The sequence below is a fragment of the Nonomuraea sp. NPDC050786 genome, assembly GCF_040654115.1.
Classification (GTDB): Bacteria; Actinomycetota; Actinomycetes; order Streptosporangiales; family Streptosporangiaceae; genus Nonomuraea.
In genome coordinates, this window is record NZ_JBFAHJ010000047.1 from 38,268 (window position 1) to 65,207 (window position 26,940).

At 67.1% G+C, this 26,940-nt stretch carries 41 protein-coding genes; 8 read left to right on the plus strand and 33 right to left on the minus strand.

What is annotated here, in order from left to right:
* Positions 1–3 precede the first annotated feature (3 nt).
* From AB0H84_RS49560 to AB0H84_RS49655, 20 genes are all read right to left on the minus strand, one after another.
* On the minus strand, positions 4–522 hold the full coding sequence (locus tag AB0H84_RS49560; RefSeq protein ID WP_357620731.1) for a hypothetical protein: 519 nt from the start codon (positions 520–522) through the stop codon (positions 4–6).
* A complete protein-coding gene (locus AB0H84_RS49565; protein WP_357620733.1) occupies positions 523–783 on the minus strand; it encodes a hypothetical protein in 261 nt (86 codons plus the stop codon). It lies immediately after the preceding gene.
* Positions 784–785: 2 nt separating this feature from the next.
* On the minus strand, positions 786–1,109 hold the full coding sequence (locus AB0H84_RS49570; RefSeq protein WP_357620735.1) for a hypothetical protein: 324 nt from the start codon (positions 1,107–1,109) through the stop codon (positions 786–788).
* 126 nt (positions 1,110–1,235) lie between these two features.
* Positions 1,236–1,556 (minus strand): hypothetical protein, encoded by a 321-nt coding sequence (locus tag AB0H84_RS49575; protein ID WP_357620737.1) that lies wholly within the window; start codon positions 1,554–1,556, stop codon positions 1,236–1,238.
* 18 nt (positions 1,557–1,574) lie between these two features.
* Positions 1,575–1,979: a hypothetical protein gene (locus AB0H84_RS49580; RefSeq protein ID WP_357620739.1), complete on the minus strand. Its 405-nt coding sequence runs from the start codon at positions 1,977–1,979 to the stop codon at positions 1,575–1,577.
* A complete protein-coding gene (locus AB0H84_RS49585; protein WP_357620741.1) occupies positions 1,979–2,299 on the minus strand; it encodes a hypothetical protein in 321 nt (106 codons plus the stop codon). Before AB0H84_RS49585 ends, AB0H84_RS49580 begins: the two co-directional genes overlap by 1 nt.
* Before the next feature lie 74 nt (positions 2,300–2,373).
* Positions 2,374–3,813, minus strand: a complete 1,440-nt coding sequence (locus AB0H84_RS49590) for a phage major capsid protein (protein ID WP_357620743.1) — start codon at positions 3,811–3,813, stop codon at positions 2,374–2,376.
* Complete coding sequence (locus tag AB0H84_RS49595) at positions 3,779–4,636, minus strand: HK97 family phage prohead protease (protein WP_357620744.1); 858 nt, start codon at positions 4,634–4,636, stop codon at positions 3,779–3,781. The genes AB0H84_RS49590 and AB0H84_RS49595 overlap by 35 nt, the downstream gene beginning before the upstream one ends.
* Positions 4,633–6,078, minus strand: coding sequence for a phage portal protein (locus tag AB0H84_RS49600; RefSeq protein ID WP_357620746.1), 1,446 nt, complete (start codon positions 6,076–6,078; stop codon positions 4,633–4,635). Before AB0H84_RS49600 ends, AB0H84_RS49595 begins: the two co-directional genes overlap by 4 nt.
* Positions 6,075–6,251 (minus strand): hypothetical protein, encoded by a 177-nt coding sequence (locus AB0H84_RS49605; RefSeq protein ID WP_357620747.1) that lies wholly within the window; start codon positions 6,249–6,251, stop codon positions 6,075–6,077. The genes AB0H84_RS49600 and AB0H84_RS49605 overlap by 4 nt, the downstream gene beginning before the upstream one ends.
* Entirely contained in the window at positions 6,248–7,732 is a 1,485-nt protein-coding gene (locus AB0H84_RS49610; protein WP_357620749.1) for a hypothetical protein, read from the minus strand. Before AB0H84_RS49610 ends, AB0H84_RS49605 begins: the two co-directional genes overlap by 4 nt.
* On the minus strand, positions 7,701–7,940 hold the full coding sequence (locus AB0H84_RS49615; RefSeq protein WP_357620751.1) for a hypothetical protein: 240 nt from the start codon (positions 7,938–7,940) through the stop codon (positions 7,701–7,703). The genes AB0H84_RS49610 and AB0H84_RS49615 overlap by 32 nt, the downstream gene beginning before the upstream one ends.
* Before the next feature lie 103 nt (positions 7,941–8,043).
* Positions 8,044–8,301, minus strand: a complete 258-nt coding sequence (locus tag AB0H84_RS49620; RefSeq protein ID WP_357620753.1) for a hypothetical protein — start codon at positions 8,299–8,301, stop codon at positions 8,044–8,046.
* A 427-nt stretch (positions 8,302–8,728) separates the two neighbouring features.
* On the minus strand, positions 8,729–8,932 hold the full coding sequence (locus AB0H84_RS49625; protein ID WP_357620755.1) for a hypothetical protein: 204 nt from the start codon (positions 8,930–8,932) through the stop codon (positions 8,729–8,731).
* A gap of 65 nt (positions 8,933–8,997) precedes the next feature.
* On the minus strand, positions 8,998–9,297 hold the full coding sequence (locus AB0H84_RS49630; RefSeq protein ID WP_357620757.1) for a hypothetical protein: 300 nt from the start codon (positions 9,295–9,297) through the stop codon (positions 8,998–9,000).
* 331 nt (positions 9,298–9,628) lie between these two features.
* Entirely contained in the window at positions 9,629–9,889 is a 261-nt protein-coding gene (locus AB0H84_RS49635; RefSeq protein WP_357620759.1) for a hypothetical protein, read from the minus strand.
* Between the two features lie 61 nt (positions 9,890–9,950).
* Entirely contained in the window at positions 9,951–10,454 is a 504-nt protein-coding gene (locus tag AB0H84_RS49640) for a hypothetical protein (RefSeq protein ID WP_357620761.1), read from the minus strand.
* Positions 10,455–10,583: 129 nt separating this feature from the next.
* The gene (locus AB0H84_RS49645) at positions 10,584–11,267 is read right to left on the minus strand and encodes an HNH endonuclease signature motif containing protein (RefSeq protein WP_357620763.1); all 684 of its coding nucleotides are present in this window, start codon (positions 11,265–11,267) and stop codon (positions 10,584–10,586) included.
* 307 nt (positions 11,268–11,574) lie between these two features.
* Entirely contained in the window at positions 11,575–11,859 is a 285-nt protein-coding gene (locus tag AB0H84_RS49650) for an HNH endonuclease (protein ID WP_357620765.1), read from the minus strand.
* Between the two features lie 308 nt (positions 11,860–12,167).
* Positions 12,168–12,404, minus strand: a complete 237-nt coding sequence (locus AB0H84_RS49655) for a hypothetical protein (protein WP_357620766.1) — start codon at positions 12,402–12,404, stop codon at positions 12,168–12,170.
* Between the two features lie 114 nt (positions 12,405–12,518).
* Between AB0H84_RS49655 and AB0H84_RS49660 the strand changes: the two genes are divergently transcribed.
* A complete protein-coding gene (locus AB0H84_RS49660) occupies positions 12,519–12,818 on the plus strand; it encodes a helix-turn-helix transcriptional regulator (protein WP_357620768.1) in 300 nt (99 codons plus the stop codon).
* A 57-nt stretch (positions 12,819–12,875) separates the two neighbouring features.
* Here AB0H84_RS49660 and AB0H84_RS49665 read toward each other — a convergent pair whose 3' ends face one another.
* The 13 genes from AB0H84_RS49665 to AB0H84_RS49725 all read right to left on the minus strand — a co-directional run bounded on the left by AB0H84_RS49665 (position 12,876) and on the right by AB0H84_RS49725 (position 21,839).
* Positions 12,876–13,157 (minus strand): hypothetical protein, encoded by a 282-nt coding sequence (locus AB0H84_RS49665; protein ID WP_357620770.1) that lies wholly within the window; start codon positions 13,155–13,157, stop codon positions 12,876–12,878.
* A gap of 142 nt (positions 13,158–13,299) precedes the next feature.
* Complete coding sequence (locus AB0H84_RS49670; RefSeq protein WP_357620772.1) at positions 13,300–13,602, minus strand: hypothetical protein; 303 nt, start codon at positions 13,600–13,602, stop codon at positions 13,300–13,302.
* 50 nt (positions 13,603–13,652) lie between these two features.
* On the minus strand, positions 13,653–13,976 hold the full coding sequence (locus tag AB0H84_RS49675; RefSeq protein WP_357620774.1) for a hypothetical protein: 324 nt from the start codon (positions 13,974–13,976) through the stop codon (positions 13,653–13,655).
* A gap of 103 nt (positions 13,977–14,079) precedes the next feature.
* Positions 14,080–14,685, minus strand: coding sequence for a hypothetical protein (locus AB0H84_RS49680; protein ID WP_357620776.1), 606 nt, complete (start codon positions 14,683–14,685; stop codon positions 14,080–14,082).
* 101 nt (positions 14,686–14,786) lie between these two features.
* A complete protein-coding gene (locus AB0H84_RS49685) occupies positions 14,787–15,026 on the minus strand; it encodes a hypothetical protein (RefSeq protein WP_357620777.1) in 240 nt (79 codons plus the stop codon).
* The gene (locus tag AB0H84_RS49690; RefSeq protein ID WP_357620779.1) at positions 15,026–15,148 is read right to left on the minus strand and encodes a hypothetical protein; all 123 of its coding nucleotides are present in this window, start codon (positions 15,146–15,148) and stop codon (positions 15,026–15,028) included. Before AB0H84_RS49690 ends, AB0H84_RS49685 begins: the two co-directional genes overlap by 1 nt.
* Positions 15,149–15,160: 12 nt before the next feature.
* Positions 15,161–15,373: a hypothetical protein gene (locus tag AB0H84_RS49695; RefSeq protein ID WP_357620781.1), complete on the minus strand. Its 213-nt coding sequence runs from the start codon at positions 15,371–15,373 to the stop codon at positions 15,161–15,163.
* A gap of 4 nt (positions 15,374–15,377) precedes the next feature.
* On the minus strand, positions 15,378–15,719 hold the full coding sequence (locus AB0H84_RS49700; protein WP_357620783.1) for a hypothetical protein: 342 nt from the start codon (positions 15,717–15,719) through the stop codon (positions 15,378–15,380).
* Entirely contained in the window at positions 15,719–16,027 is a 309-nt protein-coding gene (locus AB0H84_RS49705) for a hypothetical protein (RefSeq protein WP_357620785.1), read from the minus strand. The genes AB0H84_RS49700 and AB0H84_RS49705 overlap by 1 nt, the downstream gene beginning before the upstream one ends.
* A gap of 52 nt (positions 16,028–16,079) precedes the next feature.
* Positions 16,080–16,613: a RusA family crossover junction endodeoxyribonuclease gene (locus AB0H84_RS49710; RefSeq protein WP_357620787.1), complete on the minus strand. Its 534-nt coding sequence runs from the start codon at positions 16,611–16,613 to the stop codon at positions 16,080–16,082.
* A gap of 360 nt (positions 16,614–16,973) precedes the next feature.
* The gene (locus tag AB0H84_RS49715) at positions 16,974–19,331 is read right to left on the minus strand and encodes a bifunctional DNA primase/polymerase (RefSeq protein WP_357620789.1); all 2,358 of its coding nucleotides are present in this window, start codon (positions 19,329–19,331) and stop codon (positions 16,974–16,976) included.
* Positions 19,332–19,506: 175 nt separating this feature from the next.
* Positions 19,507–21,531, minus strand: a complete 2,025-nt coding sequence (locus tag AB0H84_RS49720; RefSeq protein WP_357620791.1) for a DNA polymerase — start codon at positions 21,529–21,531, stop codon at positions 19,507–19,509.
* Positions 21,531–21,839, minus strand: a complete 309-nt coding sequence (locus AB0H84_RS49725; RefSeq protein WP_357620793.1) for a hypothetical protein — start codon at positions 21,837–21,839, stop codon at positions 21,531–21,533. The genes AB0H84_RS49720 and AB0H84_RS49725 overlap by 1 nt, the downstream gene beginning before the upstream one ends.
* A 241-nt stretch (positions 21,840–22,080) precedes the next feature.
* Here AB0H84_RS49725 and AB0H84_RS49730 point away from each other — a divergent pair, with 241 nt between their 5' ends.
* From AB0H84_RS49730 to AB0H84_RS49760, 7 genes are all read left to right on the plus strand, one after another.
* Positions 22,081–22,221 carry a hypothetical protein gene (locus AB0H84_RS49730; RefSeq protein ID WP_357620795.1) on the plus strand — a complete coding sequence of 47 codons (141 nt, stop codon included), beginning with the start codon at positions 22,081–22,083 and terminating at the stop codon, positions 22,219–22,221.
* Positions 22,222–22,224: 3 nt separating this feature from the next.
* Positions 22,225–22,737, plus strand: a complete 513-nt coding sequence (locus AB0H84_RS49735) for a hypothetical protein (RefSeq protein WP_357620797.1) — start codon at positions 22,225–22,227, stop codon at positions 22,735–22,737.
* A gap of 65 nt (positions 22,738–22,802) precedes the next feature.
* Positions 22,803–24,449: a DEAD/DEAH box helicase gene (locus AB0H84_RS49740; RefSeq protein ID WP_357620799.1), complete on the plus strand. Its 1,647-nt coding sequence runs from the start codon at positions 22,803–22,805 to the stop codon at positions 24,447–24,449.
* A 68-nt stretch (positions 24,450–24,517) separates the two neighbouring features.
* Positions 24,518–24,694, plus strand: coding sequence for a hypothetical protein (locus AB0H84_RS49745; protein WP_357620802.1), 177 nt, complete (start codon positions 24,518–24,520; stop codon positions 24,692–24,694).
* Positions 24,691–24,897, plus strand: coding sequence for a hypothetical protein (locus AB0H84_RS49750; protein WP_357620804.1), 207 nt, complete (start codon positions 24,691–24,693; stop codon positions 24,895–24,897). Before AB0H84_RS49745 ends, AB0H84_RS49750 begins: the two co-directional genes overlap by 4 nt.
* Entirely contained in the window at positions 24,894–26,180 is a 1,287-nt protein-coding gene (locus tag AB0H84_RS49755) for a hypothetical protein (RefSeq protein WP_357620806.1), read from the plus strand. The genes AB0H84_RS49750 and AB0H84_RS49755 overlap by 4 nt, the downstream gene beginning before the upstream one ends.
* 69 nt (positions 26,181–26,249) lie before the next feature.
* A complete protein-coding gene (locus tag AB0H84_RS49760; protein ID WP_357620808.1) occupies positions 26,250–26,687 on the plus strand; it encodes a hypothetical protein in 438 nt (145 codons plus the stop codon).
* The last annotated feature ends 253 nt before the right edge of the window (positions 26,688–26,940 follow it).

A 26,940-nucleotide genomic window follows, 5' to 3' on the forward strand; every position in this document is an offset into this window, starting at 1 on the left:
CTCCTAGCTGTCAGACCAGGTCAGGAGGACCTTCTTCAGGAGCGCGTCTCCGGCCAGGGTGTCCGCCGCATTGCCGCCGATCCGGCCAACACGAAGGATCAGCTCGTCCCCCGACGCCATGGAGTCCAGGGCTCCGGACGACAAGGTCAGGGAGGCCCGCATCAGCCGCTTGGCCGTGGTGCCCAGGTGCGTGTCATCGACCGTGACCGCGGTCCCGAAGCCCTCTGCCTCCCACGAGGTGGTGTCCGTCTCCGGGGTGGCCGCGATCAGGGACGCCTCCCAGCGCACGACCCCGGACGTGGCCGTGGCCGCGGCCCACACCATGTCCACGGTGACGCTCGGGGCCGACGCACCGTAGCTGACCGCCCCCAGCTCCCAGAACGCGTACTCCGTGGCAGAGGCGTCATAGGACAGCCAGGTCACGGGAGCGTTCGTGCCGTCGACCCGGAGGAGTTGCGGGAAGGCTGTGGCGGCCCGGTACTGGGCTTCGGGCGGGTACAGCTCCCGGTACACGTTGCCCATCTAGTCCTCCTCCGCCCGGAGCCGGCCCGCCCGGCGCATGAGGATGTAGCCCAGCAGCTCGTACTTCATGGCCGGGGTGAGTTCAGACCTGGCCGGCTGAGGGATCGCGGCGTTGACCGCCTGAACGTTGGCGTCCAGGAAGTCGTCCAGCGCGGCCACTGCGGCGGCCAGGTCAGCTTTGGTCACGGCCGGGAGCTGGGCCGTGTTCTCCCGCATCCACTGGGCCAGGACCCGGGCTCGGTTGACCGCTGTGAGAGCCACGGTCAGCCCAGAGTGATGTCAAGATCGCCAATGGCCACCTGGAACGTGTCCCCGGCGTTGACCGTCTTGGACGCGGTCAGGGTCCCGTGCCAGATCCGGCCCCCGCCGTTCTCGTAGATGGCCACGGCCACGACCGTGCACGCCGGCATGTCCACGAAGGACACCAGGTTCGTGTTCGAGGTCGCGCCACCCGATGCCGCCGCCAGGGTGATGTTCTGCCTGGCGTAGCTCCCGCCCACGACCTCCGTACCGGCGGAGGAGTCCGAGCCGGCCGCGGTCAGGAGGGCCAGGGTCAGCGGGGACGTGGGCCTGGTCGGAGCGCTCACACCAGGGTTCAGCCAGTCCAGGACCGCGTTCTCATAGGTGTCGGTCAGGTTGTCAGCGATGGCTCAGCCCTCCTTGGGGTGGCCCGGCCGGACGGCCCCTGACGGGCCGTCCGGCTTCAGGCTCGGTTACTTGTTCTCGCCGGAGGGCTTGTCCGCCGGCTTGTCGGAGGACTTGTCCTCCGCCTGGTCCAGCCGCTTGGCCTCGTCCAGCTTGGCCTGGGACGCCTCCGCGCTGACCTGGGCTCCCTCGTCCTTGCCCTCCAGGTCGGAGACCTTGGCCGTGGTCTGGAGGGCCTTCTCCACCGTGGTCCCGTCGAAAGCCAGCGGGGACTCATCCGCCGTGGCCGCCAGAACCTCCCGGGAGCCTGCCCCCTTCTTGACCTCGTCCGCGTGGGCGGCCGGGCCGTTGCCGCGCGGGGTGGGGCCGTTGCTGCTGTTCGTCGCCATGATCGGTTTACCTCCTGGTTACCTGGGGACGTCCTGAATGCCCAGGAGACAGACCGCGTCGATCAGTCCCCCTGTCGTGGCCCCGGCTGTGACGAGCTGGAGCCGGATGTATCGGGCGTTGCCCCGGTAGCCGATCTCGTGGACCTGGTCATCGTTCGCGGTGCCCACGACCACCTCAGTCCCCATGAGGTCGTCCGCGTCCACGTCCGTCCAGACGGACCCGTTGCCGGACTCCTGGACGTTGACCGTGTGCGTGCCGTCCGTCACGGTCCCCGCGTTGACCACGAACATCGCGGACCGGAAGAAGACCCGGCCCTCCTTGCGGTCCACGGCGGCCCCGTTGACCGACCCGTTCAGGCGGGCCGTGGCCGGAGCCAGAGCCACCCGGGCCTTGATGTTGTCGTACACGTCGTCCGCTGCCATTACGTGCCCTCCGCCTGAGTCGTGGGGGCGGCCGGGGAGCCGGCCGCGGGATAGCTCCGGCGGGTGCCAGGCTTGGGTCCCGGCTTCTTGCGCTCGGGTGCCACTGCCGTGGAGGCCGTGCTGCCGGCCCGCTCACGGGGCTGGGCCTTGTTCTCCGGGGAGTCGGCCGTGAAGACCTTCGGGGCCTTCGCCGCGATCTCCTCCGATGCGTCCCGGAACAGCTCCGGATTGGTCTTGCACACCTTGTCCGAGTCCTCCACCAGGGAGCCCTTACGGACGAGGCGGCCACCGATCCAGGCCGTGGACGTTGCTACCTTCATGATCTCCTCCTGTCTCCACCCCAGGTGACCGGGACCGGTGGGCGGTCCCGGCCCCGGCCACGAACAGGGCTGAGTTACGCCTTGACCCGGAGGAGGCGGAAGGCGTCGGGGTTCACGACCCCGGCACCCACACGCCAGTACGCGAACCAGCCGGCCTCACCGGTCGGGCGGCCCGAAGCCCCCTTGACCAGTGGTTCATAGACCATGGTCATGCCGACCCGGTCGATGATGTAGTACTGCCGGAAGTCGCCCAGGAGGAGGATGTCCGCCCCGGCGGAGACGGTGCCGTTCATGGCCGACGCCTCGAGGATGGGTGCGCCCAGGAGCTGTTCCGGCTGGCCCATGCCCAGGTTCGCCCAGAAGCTCGAACCGCCGGCCTCATCGAACTGGCGGGCCATGTTGATGACGGCCTTGTCCGCCAGCCAGGTCGGGTTCCCGGTCAGGCGGTAGCGCGGGGGAAGCGCGCCCTCCAGGGCGTAGATGTCGCCCACCGCGAAGGCCCCGGAGCCGGCGGTCTCCACGCGGGAGCCGGACACCGCGGCCACGCCCGTGACCACGCCCTCCGGCTTGCCGATCCCGTCCCCGGTGGCGAACGCCACGGCCTCGAGCTGGTCCTTCGCGTCGGCCAGGAGCGGCCCGACCTCGGAAGCGAACCCGGAGTCGGACAGGACCTCGAACGACCCCTGGATCCAGGCCGCGGCCTTCTCCGGCTTGATGTCCGGGGAGCCGAAGGTGGGGGAGGCGTCGGCGGCCTCTTCGGCCTCCGCCAGCCACTCCGCCGTGACTCCGGCCGACGACACGCCATGCCAGACGTCGGTGGCGATCGTCCGGACCGTCGACACGCGGCGGAACGGGTTCGCGGACCCGGCGTTGGTCAGGATGATGGTCGGGTCCAGGGTGAACGGGACCAGGAACCCACCCGCGGAGTCCGTCAGCGACATCGCGCGGCGGTGAGCCTCCGCCAGCTTGTACGCCTCGTACTCCTCCGACTCCAGGAGGGCCGGGTTGTTGTGGGTCAGCATGGCCTCAAAGGCCCGGTGGTACTCGTCCGAGCCGGTCAGGAGGATGTGCTGGGACAGCCGGCCGCCCTTGTCGGTGCGGATCATCCGCTCCGCCCGGGTCTGCTGTTCCTCCGTCAGGAACTCCGCAGCCCCCTCCACCGCGTACAGGGCGCGGGTGCGCAGGTCGCGGACCGTGTTCCGGTCGTAGAGGTTCGCGGCCCGGACGGAGTCCAGCCGCTCGAACGGGTTGCGCTTGCCCCGGGTGACGACGTCCGGGCCACCGTCGCGAGAGCGCGGGTCCAGGGCGTGAGCCCGGACCTTCTCCACGCGCTCCTCATGCTCCACCTGGACGCGGTATGCCTCTTCGGTGGCCTCGAACTGCTCCAGGAGTTCGTTGGAGCGGGCAACCTGCTCGTCGTCCAGCTCCTCCAGCTCCGCCAGCTCGAGGATTTCCGCCCGGAGCCCGTCCAGGGTCTCCTTAAGCGCTCCGCTTCGCTTCTTGATCGTGGCCATGGGCCTTCTCCCGTAGCTTGATCCTGAGCGCGTTCACTTGCGCTCGAGTAAGCCGGGCAGAGTGGCCAGGGGCCGGGTCTCCGGCGGACGGGTCCGCGTCGGGCGGAGTGTCCACGGACGGGGGCGAGTCCACAGCGGGAGTGCCCACGTCAGAACCTTCGGAGCGGACAGTACCAGACGATGATCCGTCCAGGATGACCGCGCGGAGGCGGGCCAGGATCTCCTCTTCGTCCAGGCCCTCGTCCAGGAGCCGGGCCAGGAGCGGGTCCCGGCCCATCACGGAGCGGACCCCGGTGATCAGCGCGTCCTGGTAGACGGGGAACGGCGTCGGGCCGTACTCCCGAAGGTCGATCTCCATCCGGGTCACGGTCGGCAGCTCACCGCCGCGGGCCTTCTTTGGGACCCGGGCCGGGTTCGAGCGGAGGAACCGGCCGGTGAAGGACTGGGCCCTGATCGACCCGGTCTTGATGGCCTCCAGGACCTCCTCCGCCAACGCGGTCCTGTTGTACCGGGTGATCGTGCGAAGGCCGACGTTGTCCACCTTCACCTCCAGCGGGGTCCCGATCGGGACCGCTCCACGGTCGGACGGGGAGCCGTGCAGGGTCAGGCCGTGGTTGTAGAAGACCCCGAGCTTGGTCCCTCGGTGCTGGATCGTCCGGGTGAAGGCCCCGGGGTCGATCTGCTCCATGTAGTGGCCGTCCTGGTCCCGGACCTCAGCCGGGGACCGGAACACCGCAGCGTACGCCTCCACGGTCCTGCCGTCCCCGTCCGAGAGGACCGCGATGTCCTCCAGCGGGAACGAGCGGGTGAAGAACTGGCTCATGCTTGCGCTCCTGTCTGTGCCGGCCGCCCGTTGCTCTGCCCGTTGATCCCGGCCAGGGGCTTGGCCCCTTCCACCCCGGCCGCGGCCTGTTCCGTCTTGGCCTTCGCCATGGCCTCCGCGGTGACCGGCTCCTGGAGCTGTACCGAGTACAGGCCCGTGTGCTGGTTTTTGAGGAGGCTCCAGTCCTCGTTCACCAGCGCGTCAATGATCTGGTCCGGCTTGTACCCGGCCTGGATCAGTTGGCCTATGGTGCTCGCCTGGGTGGCCTGGATCTGGGCCACCACCTCCCGGTCCTCCCGGAGGAAAGGGATGTCCCGGTCGTCGTACCAGAGCCTCACGTCCGGGTCCGGGGCCAGAAGGTTCTCCAGGGCCGCGGCGGCCATCCTCCAGAGCGGCCTCATGGTGGCGTCCGCGAACCGCCTCCGCGCGCTCGAGTAGTTGCCGGCGTTCAGGGCAGACCCGGCCATACCCTCACTGAACCCGACGATGGAGGCCGGCACACCGGCCGCCGCCGCCAGCCTGGTCTCCCCCGCCCCCTGGGTGGCCTTGAAGTCGAGTTGCCGGAGGTCGGCCCCCAGCGTCCGGGCATCGGCCCCTCCGCCCAGAATCATCGTCCTGTACGCGTTCGCCACGCCCTTGTGTTGTTCCTCGAACATCGCCCGGAACCGCTTGACCTTGTCGACGTCCAGGGCCGGGTCCAGACTGATCACGGTCGTGGACATGGCCCCGTTCTTGAAGAACGCGCTCTTGTGCGCGGTGGCGGCCTGGTCCCCGTCGATCTCCCGGAGAACCGGGGTCAGCCAGGACATTCCCCGGACCTGGAACTCGGGATCCGGATACGGGGCGAAGTGCGCCATGTCCTCGGGGAGGATGATGTCCGCCTCATCGATGGTCCGGCCGTGCGGATGGTAGGCGTAGGCGATGACCTCCCCGTCGATCGCGTCCCCGAACAGGTCCGGGTCCTCGTCCGACCCCATGATGATCGTGACCCAGTCCGGCCGGAGCCGCTTCAGCATCTCCGGGCCTTCGCGGAGAGCTGGGGCCGTCTCCCGGTCCCGCCGGACGATGAAGGCGTTCCCGGCCAGGTCCGCGTCCTGGATCATGCGGGAGAGGAGGTCACCTGTGGTCCCGTTCGTCCAGGGCCTTTCCAGGAGGGTCAGGTCCCGGCCGCCGAAGAGCTTGCCTGGCCGGCCATCCCGAAGCCTCTGGAATTGAAACCGGGCCTCACTAAAGACCAGCTGCCGGAGCGACATCAGCGCGAATACCGGGCCGTTGCCCTTGTATCCGCGCTGGGCCAGGGCCAGGTACTCGCCCGCGATCGGGGTCTCTTCCCCGTTCACCGACCCGCCTCGGCCGTAGTAGACGTTCCCGCCCACGGACCACTCCGCGTCCGGGTCGTGGTACGCCCTCCGCTGCCCCGTCAGCCACTGGAGGAGGTTCACTGGCGGTTCCCCTTATGATCGTCGTCCACCCTGACCAGGGTCAGCCCACCGACGACGGCGAGAGTACCGCCCATGATCAGGGCCCACCACAGTCCGAACTGACCGTGCACCCCAGCCACGAACGCGACCGCCCCGACCACGACCAGCCCCATGGACACGTGCAGTGGCCTCACAGCATCATCACGAACGGCTCCATGTCCTCCTCCTGTCTGTCCCCGTGCACGATCCGGCCCCACAGGGCCAAGGTCACGGACACGAGCGGCGTGATGTCGACTGCCGGGGACTTCCGGTCCCAGGCCCATGAACCGGCAGAGCCTAGAGTGCGGGTGTCCGCCCCGGCCAGAGCCACGGTCAGGTCCGGCTGGCCGATGTGGCGGAGGGTGGGGTTCGTGGCCTCGTCCAGGAGGGTCGCGTCATAGAACATGGCACACGCCGTGGCCAGGTCCTGGGTAGAGGTGATGACCAGCTTGGACTCAATCCAGTCCAGCTCTTCCTGGATCTTGTAATCCGGGATCCGCTGGGCGCGGATCAGGGCCCGCATGTCCGGGACCAGCGTGGCGGCCGGAGACTTGTCGTCAATGACCATGGCCGCCACATCGCCCCGGCGGAGGAGGCGGAGGGCTTCGGCGGCCATCCACCCGGTCCCCCGGCGGTGCTGATGGACCTCCACATGCCACAGCCCGTCCTCCCGCCGGCCTGCCCAGGAGATGGCCCCGTACGAGCGCTCCGGCGTGATGTCGGCGGAGATGACGATGGGGCCGGACCGGCGGGAAGCCTGGTCCTCCAGCTCGTCCCAGACCGCCATGTTGACCACGGTCCCGCCGGCCTGGTCCTCCTCCACGATCCCCAGCCGCTCCCGGGCGTACTCGACCGGGTCCATGGCCTCACGCTCGGACTCCGCGAACTCTTCGGTCAATCTGATACCCATCGCGGGATTGGCCTGGTAGAGAGCGTCCACACTGTCCAGGGGCGTCTTCGGGTCGTGGGCGCACCACTCCATGTAGCGGAGCCGCTTCGCCTTCCCGTCCCGGCCCCTCCGCCTCACCTTGTGGAGCATGTCCGAGTCAAGGAGCGGGGCGGAGCCCAGGTACCAGATCTGAGGGTTCGGCCTGGCGGACATGGTCGGCATCATGGCCCCGACCATGCGCGCGTACAGGAACATGGCCTCGTCCAGGTAGATGTCATCGCCGGAGAACCCGCGGCCCGAACCCCGGGATCGGGCCACGAACCTGAGCCGGTTGCCGTTCAGAAGCTCGATGCCCTCTTCCCCGTGGGCTTCGGTGATCTTCTTCACTCTCCGGCGGAGGTCGTCGGAGTTCGTGATCAGCTCCTTGAGCCGGATGAACATCTCCGTGCTGGTCTTGAACTCGTGGGCTGAGTACAGGCTGAGCTTGGAGCCGAACAGGAACAGGCCCCCGAGTTGCCGGGCCGTGATGATCGACCCCTTCCCGTTCTGCCGGCTCACCAGAACGGCCACCTCCAGCGCGGCCCACTTGCCGTCCGCTCGCTCCTGGAGGCCCTGCTTCAGGACGAGGCGTTGCCACGGGTCCAGGTGGAGCCCGGCGGAGGCGGCCAGCTCCACGCACTCGGGTCCGGCGGAGGTGACCCCGTCCGGCCCGGTGTCAAAGGCCGGAGTTTGCTCGCCGATTCGCACGGGCCGCCGCCAGTTCGTCCACGGAGTCGGAGGTCTCGGACGGGGCCACGGCCTCGAGCCTGGCCATCACGTCCGCCAGTTGCTTGGAGATGCCGGCCACTGAGGTCTCCGGTGCGTCCTGGAGCACGTCCACGAGGTGGTCCCGTAGGGCCTTGAGCCTGGTCGGGTAGTCGGTGAAATCCGCCTTGATCGGGGACAGGTCCGCCACGTGCATGCTCCTCCCGGGTGATCAGCCGGGCAGAGTGTAGACGGTGAGCTGGGAGTCTGGACATGACGAAGGCCCCGCCGGGGCGGGGCCTGGTCTTGGATGGTCAGCGCTTACGGGGCTGAACCCTGGCGTAGCCCTTCTTGATCATGTGGGCGTAGTAGCCGTTCGCGTACTTGCGGGCGTCCTCCAGCTTGGAGAAGAAGCGCTCAAAGGAGCCGCCGACCCGAGCGCCGTGGGAGGTCCGGTAGAAGCTGGTCGCGCTGACCTCGAACCCGTACTCCGTGGAGTCGAGACTGATCACGACCGTCTCAGAGCCGCGGTAGATCTGGACCTGGGTCAGGTTCTCGGCAGTGGCGGTCATCTCGGTTCCCTCCGTGGGGCTCGTTCCTGCTGTGACTTCAGTATGTACTGAACCTTGCCTTAGAGTCAAGCCCCCTCATTCAGGCATCGGTGGCTCAGTGGAATGAGCTGAACGGCCGGAGGTCCGACCGGAGATAGGTGGAGCGCTGTCCGGGCTGACCCAGGATCTGGGTCACGGCGTTGTCCCCGTCCAGCGACACGACCACGAGTGACTGGCGGGGCCGGTCCTTGTGAGAGACGACGTCATTGGGCTGGGGGTCGAACGCGGGGACCGATTTGGCACACGGGTTGCACAGGAACATCTCTCCCACAAGGCCGGGGGACCCGGCCGCGAACGTCCTGTAGCACTTACCGCAGAGGCGGACGTAACTTGTCTGGGGCATGGTCTCCTCCAGCCCCGCCGGAGCAGGGCCTGGTCTGGGTGATGGTCAGGGGGTCCGTACAGGCCGGGGAGCGGGCCAGCACGTCGCGCAGTAGTGAGTGCCGCGCGGAGACTGGCGGTCCGCGTCGTTCTGGCAGTGGATCAGGTTCTTGACCGGGTACATGTCTTCGAACCCGATGTTGGTGGGAGTCGCGTCGTAGTCATACACGATGGTGGCGTTCTGGCACTTCTGGCTCGTGTCGTCTTGCATGTCCGCCTCCATGGGCTTCTGAGGTACTGAGTTCAGTATCCACTGACCTTGGCCCAGAGTCAAGCTCACCAGTCCTCCGGCCCGGCCGGACGCGGGTCACCCAGCGGAGCCCAGCACGTCGGGCACTCGTTCCGGTTCCGCTTGATGAACGAGGCCAGGTCCCGGTACTCCACCCGCATTCGGCTTCCGCAGATCTCCGAATGATCGAAGACCCAGATGGACCGGGGCAGGGGTACGGCTGAGGCGTCCACGGACACCGAAGCCTCCACCCCCAGGACCACGGCCGGACCGGGCGGGGCCACGTCGCCGGCCACGTCCAGGCCGGAGTCCGAACCCAGCATGGCCTCCGGGAAGATCTCGCTCATGACCGGTCCTCCTCTGGATGGAGCGAACGGCGTAGCTTACGGCCAGGTGACGGCATGAAAGCCAGGGGCTTGGCGAAATTCTCCAGCGGAGGCACCAACACGCCCGGGACCGGCAAGGTACAGTGAAGGCGGAGAGAACCCCGGTCCAGGTCGACACTGATCCCGGGGCCTCTACTTCACATCAGTCGTGTTGGTTGTTGTACGTACGAGCGGGGATCTGGAGAGGCTGCAACCTCACCAGGCCCCGCTCACGCGTTTCTACGGCAGTATGAGCGATCAGTGAAGGCATGAGAAAAGCCCAGGCCGTGGGCCTGGGCTTGCTCGAGCTGGGTCAGCCCTCCTTGGGACTCGTTCCGTTCGGGATCTCCACAGTGAAGGTCTTGTCCCGGCCGGCGTGCAGGTCCAGCATGCGGCCCGTGCGCATGCCCCGGATCACGATCCGGAAGTCCTCCCCAGCGTGTGCGTGGTCGGCGGTCAGGCCCTCCACGCTGAACACCTGGTGCTTGGCGGTGGTCGTCTCGCACAGCCAGACGGTCTCCCCCGCGGCCAGGTGCCGGCGGATCTCCTCCGGGGTCAGTTGCATCGGGTTCACGGGCTGGTCCTATCACGGGGCTGGGATTGTGACCTGAGTCTCCCTTGACCTTGGCTTATTGTCAAGGTTGGTCCATGGGCACGTACACCTCGGCCTCCACGACCTCACACCTGACCTTGTCCCCGGGCAGGTCGCCCTTCTCCACGCCCGTGGAGTCACCGATGACCGCGGACTGGCCCGGCCGGATGTTGTTCGCCCCCGCGACGCTCTCTGAGACCACGGTCCCGTCCTCCGCCTGGTACTGCACGTTCAGGGACACGGTCCCGCGAAGGGCGGAGGCGTTCTTGACCCGGAACGTCGACTCCGCCCCGTAGAAGGTCTCCGGCCCGCCGTAGTTGTCGGCCGTGGTCCTGCACTCGGTGGCCTTGACCGTGGCCGGGTCCAGCCTGGCCCGCTGTACTCCCCCGGCGTCGGTGATCGTGATCCCGAAGCCTGGGTTAGCGGACTGCGTGGGCACGGGCGGGAAGGTCTCGGCTGCCGGCGTCGGAGCTGGGGCCGCTACCGGGGTGCTCCCGCACGCGGCCAGGGTCAGGATGGCGAGCACCACGGACGTGGTCTTGAACATGGGGGTCTCCTCGGGGGTCGGCCTTGACTGAGCGTCTTGCGGCCACTACCTGATGTGATGGAGTCCCACGGTAGATGGTTCGAGCACGGCATGAAAAAGCCCCGGCCTGGTCTGGCCGGGGCTTCTCGATCACAGCTCAGCCCCTATGAGCTTGTCTGACTTGGCCAGGTTGCATCTGAAGTGGGCTAACTGAACGTTGTCCAGGACATCCGGTCCACCCTTGGAAATCGGGACGACGTGGTCAACCGATGCGGACCAGGGGCCGGGCCAGGGGAGGGGCATGTCTACCTCCGCCTTGCATATCCCGCACCGGGTCCCGTCCCGGGCCACGATGTCTGCCATGCAGTAGGTCTCTGTTCGGGTCTGAGCCATCAGTGCCCGGCGGGCCCTGCCCTTGGCCCGATAGCGTTCGGCGTCGCTGGGCCAAATCTGGTGCCCCTTCAGGAAGCACTCCCATGAGCAGAACCGGCTGTCCGCATCACCGCTTCGGTAATCAACACCACAACCCGTGCATGAAAGGGCGTGTCCTCGGTACTGGCCCGACTTCCGGCACTCCCGGCACACGGGGTTGAGGCTGGATCCCCCTCCACGGCTGAGCATGGTCCCGCATCCGCCAGAGCATGGGGTGTTGTACTTGTAGCTGTGATCTCTGGTCGCGTTACGTGCGACATCACGGGCCTTAGCCCTGGCCCACGTGCACTCTCTGCACCGCTGAGGGTTCCGCCCTCTGAAGGACGCCCGGGTATAGACCCAGCTCACGTCACAGTCTGCGCATTGCAAGGTCACCTTCCGACTTGACATAGAGTCAAGCATACCTGATCCCCCCTTGCTGTGCCATTGCGTGACGGTAGGTAGTCCCACACTCGATCCCAATTAATTGCGTGTGCAACTACTAGCGTCGTCAGTCGGTGGCCAGTGACCCCTCAAGGTGAGGAGTCCGCGACGGGCAAGTAATGTTCCAGCGTTTTTCCAGGTCAGAGACTATATCAGAAGTCGATCATGAAGCTCACGATCAAGGGAGGGAAATGGAAGCTGCCGGGGTCCATAAGGGCAAGATCATGTGAGCCCGTCCCAGGGGTACCCCCGTCCCCCTGGCTCCCTACTCTGCGTGACATTGACCTCATAGAGATTCAGATCTCCGAAGCCTTGCCTGCATCGCCCGACCGGCCTTGGAGTTGCACGAGCGGTGTTCAAGGCGGAGGTTGTCCAGATCCAGTGGCCGACCACCATCGGCCAGTGCTACCACGTGACCGACCGTGCGACTCATGCGGTCATTGGGTGGCAAGGACTGATCGACATAGCGACCACAACGCCAACAGTGGGTCTGAGTGGCGAACACCAGTCTCTTGACTTCTTCCCAGCGCGCACCCTTGCGACCAAGGTCGTGCGTGTACTTGTCGACCACTGCACTCCTTACCGGGTAAGGCTGGCTAGGGGGTGAGGCTGAGGGGCCAGGCCCTGGCACACCCTGTCCTGGCCGGGATCCTCTGGGTGCTCAGGTGCCCTCCCCAGAGAAGCCCACCCCCATGAAGCCGGCCCACTGTAACCACGGCCCCCGCTATGTGGGAGTCATGCCCAGGAACGACAAAGCCCCGGGCGTTCGCGAACATCCCTCCCTACTCTCCTTGGCGAGAACGCCTGATTTCGGGACATAAGTCGCTACTAGACACCGGGGCCTGTTAGGGCAAGCATCGTTGGGATTTAGCTCCCCCGTCAAGGTGACACAGAGGTCTCCCGCCCGTAGTACTCGAACAGCCGGGTCACTGCACCGGCCGGGTCGTGCTCACGCATGCACCGCTCGAGGTCGGCCCACAGTGCACGGGCCTTGTCCACGTCGGCCTCACTGCCCATGGCCTCCACGCTGGCGTCCTGTTTCCACGCCTCAAGCAGGGTCGCGGCCAGCTCCTCCCATGGGCTGGACTCTGGGCTCCATGACGTCCGGTAGCGCATCGGACACTGGTCGGTGTGGCCCCCTCTTTCGGGACCTTGGTGGCAGAACACGCACTTGCTCAACGGGATCACTCCCCTTTGACACAGAGTCATGCCGCGCACATACTAATTGCCATGACCAGACTCACTAACTTCGCCTTCGCCAAGGCCATGGGGTGTGATCACTCCACGGCGTCCAAGATCCGAGACGGGAAGAGGCTCCCGTCCCTGTCCCTGTTCGCTCGCATGGTGGGCTATTACGAGCTGGATGCGAACGAGGGCATCCGGGCCTATCTCCGGGGCCGGCAGGCGTTCGTCCAGTGGATGAACGACCGGGTGTTCGAGCCTCCGCAGGACGAGGCCGCTCCGGCCGGGGCGTCCGCCCAGGAGCCGACGTTCCAGGAGCCGACCTTCCAGGGAGGCGTGGCCGTCTAAGAACCCGCACGAGAAAGCCCCGCCAGGGATCGGTCTGGTCTCCCGAGCGGGGCTTTTTCATGCCATGGCTTCGGCCGGAGGCAGTGACGACAGAAGGACCGTTTCCGTCCTGGTGCGCCCTGCACCCATGGCCTCGTCCAGCACGAGATGGCCGGACTCGTCCCGGACCCAGAAAGTGAGCACAGCGAACGGGACATCCACCAGGTAGACCTTCACACGAGTGAGGTCGGTGATATCGATCCCTTCGTCTGCGAACCAGGCACGGAGCACGGCCCGGTGCTCTTCGGTTCGGACCTCCCACCAGTGGGACACTTCCTCCACCAGGAGCGGTTCAGGCATCGCAGCCTCCAGGGCTTCGGTGAACGACGACGGCCCTGGCCTTTTCTGGCCAGGGCCGTCCTGATCTATGTTCGCCGGCGGTGGTCACCACCGGACGTGAGCGTTCGGGCACTGCTGGGCTCCCCTCCCCCAAGCCCAGGCGTTACCGTCCGCCCTGCCGGCGTAGAAGCTCCGGCGGGATCCCCTGGGACAGCCTCAGAAACAGTGGCGTTCTGCGGATCCAGCTATACGGCCGGCGATCGGCCATCCGCAGCTTGTGGCCCAGGTCCGGCTCCTTCTCCGCGTTCATGTACTCCTCCATGTTGAGCATCTGGAGTAGTCCCTCAGCGTTGCGCAGGAGCCAGTCACAGGCCCGCCTTCGGTAAACCTCGTCCATGTCCGAGATCTTCATGTTCCCGTTGGACGATGACCAGACGCGGTCCTGGCCCAGGTAGTCGACCAGCATCACCCCTTGCGGGAGCGGGATTGACGACTGGTTCTCTGGTGGAGCTTCGCTCATTGGTCCCCCAGTTCTTGGTCTATCTGAGCCTGGATGCCTTGACTGGTGAGCCGGCCCAGTTCCTCACCGGCAAGGGCCGCGGCGTCCAAGTTCAGGACCATGTCTATGGTGTGGATCGCGGTGTCCGGGAGCGTGGAGTCCACGGCGCTTTCGTGGGCGTCGGGTAGGGTCCAGTGCCCTCCCAGCCTCATGCGGATGGCGTAGCTTCCGTCCTCCTCTGACACCCCCTCCAGGCTTGGGGCGATGGAGTGGAGACAGAACAGGCTGTCTGGTCTTTCGCGGTCCATTGCCCTATCTAGGGCGTGTTCGTCTACATACATGCTGCTATGTCCTCCTTGGGACTGCCGTGACCAGCGTACCGGAGAGACCCGGAGTCAAGTTCTTGACTCCGGGTCTCTTTACGGTCCAGGTCTCTCTAGAGATTTACAGTGGGGACGGCTGCACGTCCATGGAACGCATGGTGGCTATAGCGTCATGGTTTGGAGACGATCCTGACTCGATCCAGTCGAGAAGATCACTCCATGTCATGCGCACGGTCAGGCTCGTGACGATCCACCGGCCCCCTTCCGCCCGGAGCGCGGCGTAGCTGTACAGCTCCCCGTCCATCTGCCGGACGAAGGTGACCACGGCCGGGCTGTTTCCCAGCGGGGGCTCCTGGGGCCTGGCCTGGTCCAGCATGGCGATCTGACCGGAGGCCCAGTCCATGAGCCGGGCCAGCTCCGGCCGGGTCAGGTTCTCCGGAAGGTTCTGGGGGTTGAAGCCGGCGGAGGGCTCAGGCCGTAGGCCGTTCACGGTTCCGGCCGGGCTGTCACCCATGTGAGCCCGGTACGGGGCCACGGACTTGAACTGGAACCACGGGGTCAGCTCGAGGGTACGATCACCGGCTTTCCGGACGTACCCCAGCATGACGAGTGACCTCACCGCCGCAGTGGTGGACTCGCCGGGGGACGGGGACTCCATCGTGGTCCGAGCGCCTTCCAGGTACCTGGAGACGTCCTCCATCCGGCAGTAAATCTCTTCTGTCCGCATTTGTCCCTCCATGGGGTTCGTGATGAGGTGGTGGAACCGCGGCTCCCGACCGGGGTTCAGGTCCAGGCCCTTCCCAGTCGGGAGCCGCGGGTCTGTCAGGGTCAGTGCTGCCCGCGTACGGCCCTGAGAGGCCGCACGACAGGCGTCGGGTCCTTGGTGGACTCCTGACCCTCTGATGGGGCTTTCATGGCCTCCTGGAACGCCTCAGTCCCGTGCATGGCCTTCGTGGCCACGGACACGGCCTGGTCGTCCACGAGCTTGGACATCCGCATCCAGACCAGGTAACCGCCCAGGCCAGCCCCGGCCACGAACACGGCCAGGAACGCGATCGCCTCCGCCATCAGTTCTTCGTCTCCCTGCCGGAGGGGGTCCGCCGGTCGATCCCGGCCCCGGGATCGACCGGTCCGGCCTGGCTGCCACGGGCTCGCTTCGCCCGCTTGGTGATCTGCCTCTGTCCCTTCATGGGGACTCTCCTTTACTCGCCCAGGATCGCGGACAGGAGGTACATCAGGTCCTCCTCCGCGCCGTGGTGCTGATTGATGTACGACAGGGCCGGCCCGATGTCCTCCGGCCGGATCATGCACTCCCGCATCGTGACCGGGACCACCTGATGGTTGGTGAAGTCCTGGATGATCGTCCCGGTCCCCCGGGGCTTGTCCGCCATCTCGATCTGAATCCGCTGGGCCACGGTGTCACCCCTTCGTGCTACCGGAACGAGCGATCATGTGCGTGAGATCACGCAAGGTCGGGAGGTCCGTCCACGGCCCGCCAGGCTCGAGCCGGAAGACCTTGTTCGAGACCTGGAAGGCCCGGCTGGTCCCCCCGGTGTGCCAGACCACCACGGCGTGCACGTAGGACAGGCCCTTGTCCGGCTCCGGGATCCTGGTCACGCACACCCGGTAGAGCGGGAGCCCGTCCCCGTCCAGGCCCCAGGAGCCGTGGCTGTACCAGCCCTCACGGCCGGCCAGCCTTAGCAGGCCGGCGGCTGGGGGTGGAACGTTCCGGGTCGTGGGAGGGAGTTCGACGGTCGTCATCACGCCGACACCTCCGGCTTGATCAGGCTGGCCGGGGTGTTCTCCTGGATCGGTCCAGCCAGCCACTCCGGGAAGGAGCTGGGGTTGGTGAGGGTCAGCACGGAGGCGTTGCCCTTGTGGGCCTGGTTCCTGAAGCCGGTGATCTTGACGTTCAGCACGTGCCAGCTCCCGGTGCTCCACAGGAACTGGTACGACACCACGGCCTTGGCCGGGTAGAACTTTCCGTCCTTCGTTGGGATGGGGGGCACATCGCGACAGTCCAGGTGTGCCTGGGCCTGGGCGATCCGCCCGCTGGTCGTGACCTCCATGGGTCCCTCCTTGCTGTGTACGTGGTGCCTGTGAGTTGCCTATGCGCCAAGCTCAGTGAGCTTGCAAGGCCGCCCGGACGAACTCCTGAGCCATGACCACCTCCTTGGCCGCCTGGGCCGACTCCGCGTCCAGGCGGTGGACCTCCACGACCACCCCCGGGGACGGGAGGAGGTCATAGACCTTGGTCGCGGTGTGCCGGACCACCTGTCCGTCGTCCCTCCACACCGCTGCCATCGTGAGTGCGTCCAGGGCCCCCCGGACGTACTTGTCCACGTCCGGTTTCGTCGCCGGCCACCCCAGCCTTTCCGGGGGTATCCGCTTCGGAGCCCTCAGCGAGAAGGTCAGGGAGACCCGGACCGGACCCGTGATCGGGAACTCCTCCCACGGCACGTACCGGCCCATCGACTCCCGGGCCCCCGCCTTGATGATCTCTCTCCAGGGGTCCAGCCGCTTCTTGGCGGTCTCTACTACAGCGATGCGCCCGGTGAACTCACGGGTGCCTTTCTTCGCCGATCCACGATAGATGGCGAACGCGTTCTTCGATCCCTGTGCGGTCACGTCACCCTGGACGAGGAACGCGACCACGAGGGACCCAGTCATGATCCCTCCGCCTGACAACCTCTCATTGATCTTTCCCTCCTTGGGGCTCCTCCGCCTGACTCACTGACGGATCTTGTTCTTGGTCCGGGTTGGTCCGGGTCCGGGTCCCGGTCGGACCCCGACCAGCGATTTGATCTTTGGTCCGGGTCCCGAAGCCTTACCCATGCCTTTTCCTGCAACCCCAGCTAGCGGCCACACCCGGACCCGGACCACCGGACCCCCCTATAAAGGGGGGTGGTCCGGCTTGGTCCTGGTCCGGGTCTGGCCTTCGCTGATGCTCCCGAACCCGGACCAAGACCCGGACCAAGATCTTGGTCCGGGTTGGTCCGGGCGTCGAACTTGTGCCTAGTCGTCCGATTCCGAGTCATCGTTCAGCGTGTCCAGATCCGCCGCCGGAGTGTCCCCATAGATCTCCTTGTACGGCACCAGGTGGCACTGGATCAGGGCCCCCTTGTTCGACACCTGTTCGACGTAGCCCAGTCTCTGGAGCCAGTCGATAGCCAGACGGTTCTCCGCCGAGTTGCCCCCGTACTGGCGCTGGAGAGAGGTCTTGGAGATCCCGTCCGGCCACGAGGCAATGGCTTCGGAGAGCCGTTCCATGGTCTTGCACGGGGGCGCGGAGTCGGCAGACTTGGGAAGCTCTTCCTCTTCCTGGTCCATCGGGTCCGCCGGCCCGTTCACCGTCATGACCGTGTGCGAGCCCGTGTCATCGATCGTGATCCGGGCGATCTCCTGGGACCGGTCGGAGGCCCGCCACGGGCCACCGTGCGGCCGGACCGACCCGGGCCGGTCCTTCCCGATCCGGAACACGACCTCCCCGACCCCGCCCAGCTTCGGGGGCTGGGACCCGGGCTGGACCATGTAGGCCGCACCCGTGATCTTGGCCAGCTTGGCCTGGCCGCCGATGGCGTGCCGTCCCCGCCCGTCACGGTCCTTGGTCACGTGGTCGATCAGGACCACCGCGGCCCCGGTCCGCTCCGCCAGCCTCTCGGGAAGGCGTCGGGAGAACAGGGTGGCAGCGTTGTTCGGGTCCTTCTGGTCCCCTCCGACGACCAGGAGCATGGCGTCCGTCACACCGTCGATCACGGCCAGGTCGTAGGTGTCCGTGAACAGCTCCAGGAAGCCGTCCCGGTCCATGTCCGCCGGCTCCTCCGGCCGGACGTAGTCGAGCTGTGCCAGGACGACCTCCGGCGGACAGCCGTACTTCAGCGCGCGGGCCACGTCCTCCCGCTCGTCCGAGTCACAGGAGATCCACAGGACCCGGCCGCCGGCCTGCATGACCCGGACCGCCTCCCCCATCAGGACCAGCGACTTGGCCGACTCGGACTCACCGTGGACGGAGTGGGTCAGGCCCGGGTACAGGAGCGCGGGCCCGTCGACCCGGGGCAGGAACTTGGCCTCCGGCCGGACATCGGTCCCGGCCAGGATCGCGGTCAGGTCCCGCTTGTGCCAGGTGCCCCTCTTCTCCTGGCTCTCCTCCTCCTCCCCCCACAGGTCACCCGCTTTTGGGCTGGGCGTCACCGCCCCGGCGTCCAGGATGAGGTCCAGGCCCTCCTCAAATTCCAGCTCGGAGAAGTCCCGGTCCAGCCCGGCCGGGGTCACGCCGATGGAGGCCATGGCCGCCACCATGTCCCCGTCGTACCGCTCGTACGCGAGGAAGGTCAGCTTCGTGACGGTCTTCTGGCCGCCCCAGGACACGGAGTCGGACCAGGCGTGGATGGGGCCGTGGCCGGCGGAGGTGTCGTACTGGACGCACCCGGCCTCGTGCGCGGTCGCGGACTTGTCGTGGGCGGGAGTGCCGGGCCGGGTCCAGGTCGGGCACGCGCACGTGTCGAGCTTGCCCGTGGGCGTCCAGCCACACAGGCGGAGGAGTTCGTCCCAGGAGGTGCGGGCCGACCACTCGTCTATGTCGTCGTCCCCCTCCGCGTTCTGGATCCGCTCCAGACGCTCCTCCAGGGCCGCGGTGTTGTCCGCCGCCAGGATGCGGTCCAGGAGCCACCGGGGAGCCTCCATGGTCGCCCCGGTGAGCCGGTACGGGCCCTCAGCCCGTACGGACGGGGGCACGATCACGTAGCAGTCGGACCCGAAGTAGGCGACCCAGCCGGACTTCCCCTTGATCTTGCCGGGGCTGGCCGGGAACACGAACCCCTCCGGGGCCGTGAACCACTGGTGACCGCCGTGCTTGTGGGCCCAGACCTCCGTGCCGTCCAGCTCGAGCCGCATCTTGCCCGGGGAGGACACGGTGATGGGCGGAGGGTCGTCCAGGTCGAACTCCGGATCCCCGTCCGCCCAGTCCTCCCGGAACCCGCGGACCTCCTCCTCCTTGTCCAGGTCCACGATGATGACCCGGGCCGACGACAGGCCCGGCACCACGGCCAAGTTCGCCCCCGCGGCCAGCAACTCCTTGACCCGGGGCTTGGCCAGCTCCTTGGCGTCGACAATGGCGTGGTTGAGGCCGCACGGGTGCCTGACCATGTCCCAGCGCACGGTGCCAGCGGCACGGGCGTTGGCCTGGGCCTCCTTGTCCGCCGCGGCCCTCTGCCTCTCGTTGAGGATGCACAGAGGCTTGGAGCCCATGGGTTCGATCAGGACCACGGCCAGGCCGTTACGCACCATGGCCTTGGCGGCCAGGAGGTTGCACGTGATGTCGCCCACGGGGAAGTCCCCCAGGGTCTCCTTCAGAAGATCACTCGCGCCCATCATGGGGCTCTCCTCCATCCTGTGTGGCTCTGGCCACGGGCATGTGCCTGTGGGTCAAGGTACTAGACTTTGGGTCTAGGTGGCTGACCATGACTCGCCCTCGTGCGTTACGAGTCACGGACGGGCGGAAATGTTCGCTCACGTCGTCACCTTCCTGGGGCTCCAGCGGGAGGTGTGCTCACTCCGGCTTGCCCCAGCGCTCGCCCAGGTCTTCGGTGTCCGTCCTGAACTTGACCTCTCGTCCGGCCACCCAGGACAGCCTCTCGAACCCTCCTGACATGATCTTGGCCACGTCGTGCGCTGCCTCCCGGTGCACCACCAGTTCGTCGTGCATCGGGATCATGAGCGCGTCGCCCAGGCCGGCGTCCTCCATGCGCTGGATCGCGTCGTCCAGCATGTCCGCGGCCCCGCCCTGGATCGTGTAGTTCGGGCCCTTGTGGACCATGACGCCCCACTCCCCCTCGTAGTAGGAGGAGGGCACGGGCACGATCCGGCCGGACCAGGTGAAGATGCACTTGTACTCGTCCGCGATCCGCTTCAGCTTCTTGATCAGCTCTTCGGTCCTGGGCATCGCCTCCCAGACCGCGGCCTTGATGTCCAGGGCCTCCCGGTAGCCGGCGATCCCCAGGGACTCCGCAGCCTCCCACGGCTTCCACCGCCGCGGGTCGCGTCCGGTCAGGGGCTTGGGCTCATGGGCGCGGGCCGGGTGGATCTTCCGGCACAGGTTGGTGAGCGCGACGGCTTCGGAGGGCTGGATCAGGCCCAGCTTCACGGCCAGGCCCAGCATGCCCTGGCCGTACATCTGGGCCAGCAAGGTCTCCTTGGCCGGCTTGCGCGCGATCTTCGCGAACTCCGCGATGATCAGATAGACGTCACGGGCTTCGGGGGGCAAGGACTCGTCCTCGTAGCGCTCCACCACGGCGTGGTCGCCCGCGATGTTCGCCCCGATGACCGCCTCTTGCTGCGACCAGTCCACGGACACGACCCCCGCCCCCGGAGAGTCCTCCAGGATGATCTGGCGGGCCAGGTGGTCGAACTGCTGGAGGGGGAGACCGGTGATCGAGTCACGGCCGGTGCTCGAGGCCCCGAAGACGTTGAACTCCGGGTGGATCTTGCCGTCGTGGTCGGACAGGGTCGCGACCTTGGACAGATAGTCCCGGTCGATCTTCTCCCGCTCCTTGTGCTCCAGGAACAGCCGGACCAGCTCGTGGTCCACCTTCTTCAGGTGCCCCTTGGCCGCGGAGAGCAGGCCCGTGTCAGTCCGGGGCCAGTCGTCCCCCACCAGGCCCTGGCCCTCGAGCCACTTCGTCAGGTCCTGGGAGACGCCCGGCCGGATGCCGTGCTTGGCCAGCTCCGCCTCCTGGGCACCGGAGACCTTGGCCTGTTCGAGCCGGTATCGGTCCAGGTACTCCTCATCCCAGCGGAAGCCCCGGCAGGACCGCAGGAGGTAGCGCCGGTTACGACGCTGGGGCTTCTCTATCAGGGCCCAGGCGTCGTCCCCGCGTACACCGTACTTTGTAAAGGGGTGGCCCTGGGTCTGCCGGTCGTAGGCGGCCTGCCGGAGGACCGGGAACAGGCGGGCGGTGGCGACGGCATCGGTGGCCGCGTCCTCGAGGTAGGCCGGCCGGTCCAGGTCCGCGACCTCGAAGTACTTGCCCTTGGTCACGCCCAGGTTCTTGGCCCGCTTCGTGATCGAATCCTCACCGGCCATGCCCAGGTAGTGCTGGGCGCACGCGGCCAGGCTCTTGGACGTCTTCTCGTCCGGCTCCGCCATGCGGGCCCAGATGAGCGTGTCCCAGATCTTGGTGAGGACGGTCTCTTCCGTCACCAGGCCGTTCAGGAACAGGTTCGGGACGTCGAACGGGGAGTTGTGCAGGACCAGGACGGCTCCGGAGTTGAGCACCGTCTGGAGGGCCGCGTACTGGGCCAGGTCCCGGGGGTCGAACACCACGGCGTGGTCCTTGGTGCCGACCTGGACGCACTTGAGGTAGCGCGCGGCCACGCCCAGGCCCATGGTCTCGATGTCGACGCCCAGGACCGGCTCACGGACGAGCCAGGACACGGCGTCGCGGACCTCGTCATGGCCACAGGTGATCTTGACCCCGCGGAGATGCGGGTGAGGGAACGTTCCAGGGGCGTAGATCCGGGCGGGGTCGCGGCCCTCGAGGTAGCGAGTGACGGGCTTCAGAGTCTGTGCCGGCATCAGGCCACGTCCCGCCGGGTCTCCGCGGCCTCCAGACGGATGGCCTTGTCCGTCTCCCTCTCCGCCGCGGTCGGGCAGCACCCGGAGCATCCGGGGACGGGCTGGTGGGCGGAGTGGAACTGGACGTGCCGGCGGAGCGCGGACAGCTCCGACGCCATGGTGTCCACGAAGTCCGCCAGCTCCTCGAGCTGGGCCCGGAGGACCTTGTTCTCCGCCCGAAGCTCGTGGATCTGACGGTCCCGGCGTGACCCGACACGGTTGTTCTCTTCACGCTGTGTGACGGTGTGCGGGATGCCCTGGTCATCCATTTGTTCCCTCCCTGGGGATCTTCGGGGGTCTTGACATGGTGCTGTGTGTCCCTGACCGGCGGATCTATCTTGATGGACAGATCCGTGTAATCGGTCGGTCACGGTCCCTCCTTGGGGCTGCACCCGTGCGTTGTCAGGATGGCACAGGCTTGACACTGGGTCAAGGCGTGGGCGATCCTGGGACCTGCGCGGGAACGACAGGAGCCACTGGGATGGCAGAGAGTACGGGAACGGGAGCCCCATGAACAGGCGTCCCCAGGACCACGTGCACTACATGGTGGGGCCCTGCCCGACGTGCGGGAGCGAGATCGAAGTGTGCGGGATGCCGTGCTTCATCTTCTGCCCCGTCGACCAGACCGTTCTGAGAATCGACTGGAGCTGACCCATGAAGGTCATCACGAAAACCCCGATCCTGGTCTTCCAGGACCTCGAGGGTTCGTCCCTCTGGCTGGGCGTGGCCCTGGTCCCCGACCCCGTCACCGAGCGGCCCCGCCGGATCTGGGGCCTGGTGGACGAGGACGGCACACACCTGACCCAGATGAGTTACGAGGCCCGTACCACCAACCCGCTGGCCGGCGACCGGCCGGACAAGTGGGTGTTCCACGCCGGCATCAACCTCTGGACCTGGACCAAGGACGTTCAGATGGCCGCTCTCCGGCTGGGCCTGGGCACGCCGGAGACGTACATGGGCGTGGACGTCCCGCCGGAGCTGTGGCCCAACTGGGACCGGCCGGAGACGCACTGGTGGAGGCAGGGGGTCAAGGCCGCGCTGACGGCCCACCTCGAGAACCTGAGAACCGCCGCGATCCACAACCTGGACGAGTCCACCATGGGCCTGGTCCGGGACCTGACCACGAACCTGACCCAGGAAGTGAAGGCGGAGGGCCCCCGGCCATGACCTCTCCCGGTCGTGCACACTAGGCCGCCCTAACCGACCACGACCCCCAAGGAGGGGAACGACAGATGATGTCGACAGGCGTACTGACCTTGCGGAGGTACCAGGAGGAGGCGATCCAGGCCACGTATGCGGCCTGGGACAAGATGCGGCGTCCGGCCGTGGTCTTGCCGACCGGTGCCGGCAAGACCGTGGTGTTCAGCCACCTGGCCAAGCAGTGGCGGGAGGCCCGGACAGGCCAGGTCGTGATCCTCGTCCACCGGGACGAGCTGGTCCGTCAGACCGTGGCCAAGCTGAAGTCCGTGGCCCCCATGCTCAAGGTCGGGGTGGTGAAGGGCGGGGAGAACCAGATCCGCGCGGACATCATCGTGGCCAGCGTGCAGACCCTGGGCAAGCCGGCCAGGGTCTTTCCCCTGATCGGGAAGGTCGGCCTGGTCATCGTGGACGAGTGCCACCACGCCACCGCGGCCTCCTACAAGCGGGTGCTGGAGGAGCTGGGGTGCTTCCAGGCCATGGACGAGCCCGGCCACGCCGTGGCGGTGGGCTTCACCGCGACCATGTCCCGGGCGGACAAGGCCCACCTGGGAGAGGTCTGGGAAGAGGTCGTCTACTCCAAGGACATCCTGGACCTGATCGCGATGGGGCACCTGTGCGACGTGCGCGGGAAGCTGGTCACGATCGACGGCATGAGCCTGGAGGAGGTCAAGAAGAGCCGGGGTGACTTCCAGGTGGCGTCCTTGTCGGACATGCTGATCACTTCCGGTGCCATCACCGCCGTGGCGGACGCCTACCTGGAACATGCCAAGGGGGAGGCCGCGCTCCTGTTCGCCCCGACCGTGGAGGCGGCCCAGCTCTTCACCGCGGCCCTGGAGGAGCGCGGGGTCCGGGCGGCCACGGTCTGGGGCGCGATGGACGAGATGGCAAGGCGTCGGACCCTCCGCCGGTTCGATGACGGAGACCTGGACGTGATCTGCAACTGCATGGTGCTCACGGAGGGGTTCGACTCCCCCAGGGCCTCCACCGCGATCATCGCCAGGCCCACGACCTCCGCCGCCCTCTACATTCAGATGGTGGGTAGGGTCCTCCGGCCGCACCCGTCCAAGACCTGTGCCCTGGTCCTGGACGTGGCCGGGGCTTCGCGCATGCACCGCCTGGCCACGCTCACGGACCTGAGCACGGACAGGGTCTCGGACATCCTGGAGGGTGAGTCGCTGGCGGAGGCCGCGGAGCGCGCGGTCCGGGACGGGGCCTTGGACCTGTCCGGGGACGTGGGCGCGATCGACGTGGAGCTGTTCCACAAGTCGCGCTCCGTGTGGCTCCAGACGCCGGCCGGGTGCTGGTTCATCCCGACCAAGGAGAAGATCTACTTCCTGTGGCCGGAGGTCGGGAACACGTTCAAGGTCGGCTCCCGGCTGGCGTCGGGCCAGCCAGGCGGCCGGTTCCTGAAGGAAGGGCTTCCCATGGCGGAGGCCCTGGCCTGGACGGAGCAACTGGCGGAGGAGGAGAACCCGGGGGACACCGTGTTCCAGCGGGGCGCGTCCTGGCGGAGCACCAAGGCCCCGTCCGAAGGCCAGATTGAGGTGGCGGTCCGGCTGGGCATCGATCCGGCCGGGATGAACCGGGGAAGACTGTCGGACGCGATCTCTATCGTGAAGGCTGGTCAGATGCTGGACCGCGCGTACACGAACCTGATGGCCCAGCGGGCAGACCAGTAACACCCCGGCACCGCGACGTGACCATGCCGTCCCGGTGCGTTCGGGCTGACATCCCCAAGGAGGGAACAGTGAACGAGATGAACGAAGACCTGTTCGCGGACGCGGACGAGGTCGCCCCGGAATTCTTCGCGGAGTTCATGGGCGTGTGCTCCGTGAGCGGTATGGAGTTCGAGGCCGGAGCCCTGATCAAGGCGGACGGGAACGGCGGCTGGATCGCCCTGTACTGCTGTGGCGGTGAGCAGTGAACATCCCCGAGAACGCCCACATGCCGTGCCCGGTCAGGAAGTGCGACCACCAGGAGCCGGTCAGCATCGTGGACCCCTCCGCCTCATTCAGTGAGCTGTGGCTACACGTTCGGGCCTGCACCGGCTACGACCAGGACAAGACGTCCACGCTCATGACCCAGGTCAAGCTCATGGACGAGGACGGGAACGAGGTCCGGGCATGACCGACGTCCTGGACGCCGACGCCTTCTCCGACCCGGGGACAGGCACCAACGGCAAGCGCGTGGTGGAGTTCGACGGCTGGGGCCGGTACAAGCTCCCGGACCCGGACTCCGGCAAGCTCCGCTCCTGGACCAGGGTCACGACCCTGGCCGGCACCCTGGAGGACACGTACAACCTGGAGCGCTGGGGGAACCGGAAGGTCCTGGAGGGCATCGTCCAGGACCGCGGCCTGGTGTCCCAGGCGGCGGAGGTCTTCAAGGAGTACGGATGGGACCCCCAGGACTCCGAGGCCAAGAAGCGGCTGAACACGATCGTGACCAGTGCTCAGCACGTGGCCGGGTCCAAGAAGGGTGCGGACCTGGGGACTCAGCTCCATGAGCTGACGGAGAAGCTGAACCAGGGTGACCCTGCCCTGTTCGTCCCGGCGGAGCTGGTGCCGAACCTGCGGATGTACGAGGCGACTCTTCAGGCTGAGGGGATCACGATCCTGCCCCAGTACCTGGAGCGGATCGTGTGCATCCCCGAGTTCAACGCGGTGGGCCGGATGGACAACATCTCCCAGGAGACGGCGGCCCAGGTCCTCCGGGTGTTCGACCTCAAGACCCAGAAGACGATGGACTTCGGGGCCCTGAAGATCGCCATCCAACTGGCCCTGTACGCCAACGCCTCCGCCATGTTCAACGAGGACACGTGGGCCTGGGAGGACATGCCGGCCCTGGACAAGTCACTGGCCACGGTGTGCTGGCTCCCGGTGCTCGAGGGCCAGGAGGACAAGGTCTGCCACCTGTATGACGTGGACCTGGAGTGGGGCTGGCGCTGGGCCAAGGCCAGCTTCCAGACCCGCAAGGCCCGGGGTGCGAAGCCTGTGACGCGGCGGGCCCCTCGAGCGGTGCCGGCGGCCAAGAGCCCTTCGTGGGATCTGGGTTCTGTCGTCTCCACTCTGGCTGAGGCTGTGGCAGACTCCGCCGCCGGCAACGGACGGGAGGAGGCATCGGTGTACAGCGGAGCGGTAGCCGATGCTCTGGCGAAGTCCGCGGCCAGTAGTGGGGCTAGTGCCCTGGACGGCTGGGGCAGCGTCATGCTGGCCGCTTCCCGAGCCGAGAAAGAGCCCCAGATTCAGGCCCCCGAAGGGCTTGACTGGGAGGCAAGGTTCAGGCAAGCTAGGAGCATAGAGGAACTGGTCATGGCGGGGAACGCGTGTAGTGCCGCGGGAGCCATGACACCGGAACTGAAGGCCCTGGGAAGGACGCTCCGCCAGGAGCTGAGCACCACCACGGCGGGCTGACCAGACACCACCCCGCCGCCGGCCAGTACCACGACGCGCTAGGACGCGAACAAGACCAAGGAGAAGAACATGACCGCTACCGCCACCGAGCACGAGACCGACCCGTTCTCCGACCCTACCTCCGGCTCCGGCCTGGACGCCTTCCTGGACCAGCTGGTCATCATCCAGCCGCTCCGCAAGCAGGAGAAGCCCTCCAAGCGCGGCAACGGCAACGTCCTCACCGTCACGGCCATGATCACCGCCGTGACCGGCGACAACGTCGGTGAGCCGGCCCAGACCACGATCTACTCCAACAGCCTCGTCCCCCAGATCCGCGACGGTGTCCCCGCCGTGGAGGGTGGCCAGGGCAAGCTGTACATCGGCTGGCTGCGGAAGGTCGACTTCGGCAGGGGCAAGGGCTGGGACCTCCAGAAGGCGGAGCCCGCGGACCGTCAGAAGGGCGTGGCCGTCCTGAAGGCGGTCAAGGAGCGGGAGGCCGCGAAGGCCCAGGAGGACCCGTTCGCGTAACCCCCTGAAGGGTTCATCTGGCGAAATTCCAGCCAGTGACTACTCTGGCCCCGGCCCCGGCACCTCACACGAGGGCCGGGGCCGTTGCCGTCCCTTGGAGGGTGAGATGGATCGCGTGACGCGGGTCTGTACAACGCACGGGACCGTGCTGTGGGCCGGCTACGAGTGCCCGCACTGCGTTGGTCAGGAGCTGGAAGGGGACGAGGCCCCAGAGCCTCCGGAACCTGGGCCTCCGGCGACGGCTGCGGAGACC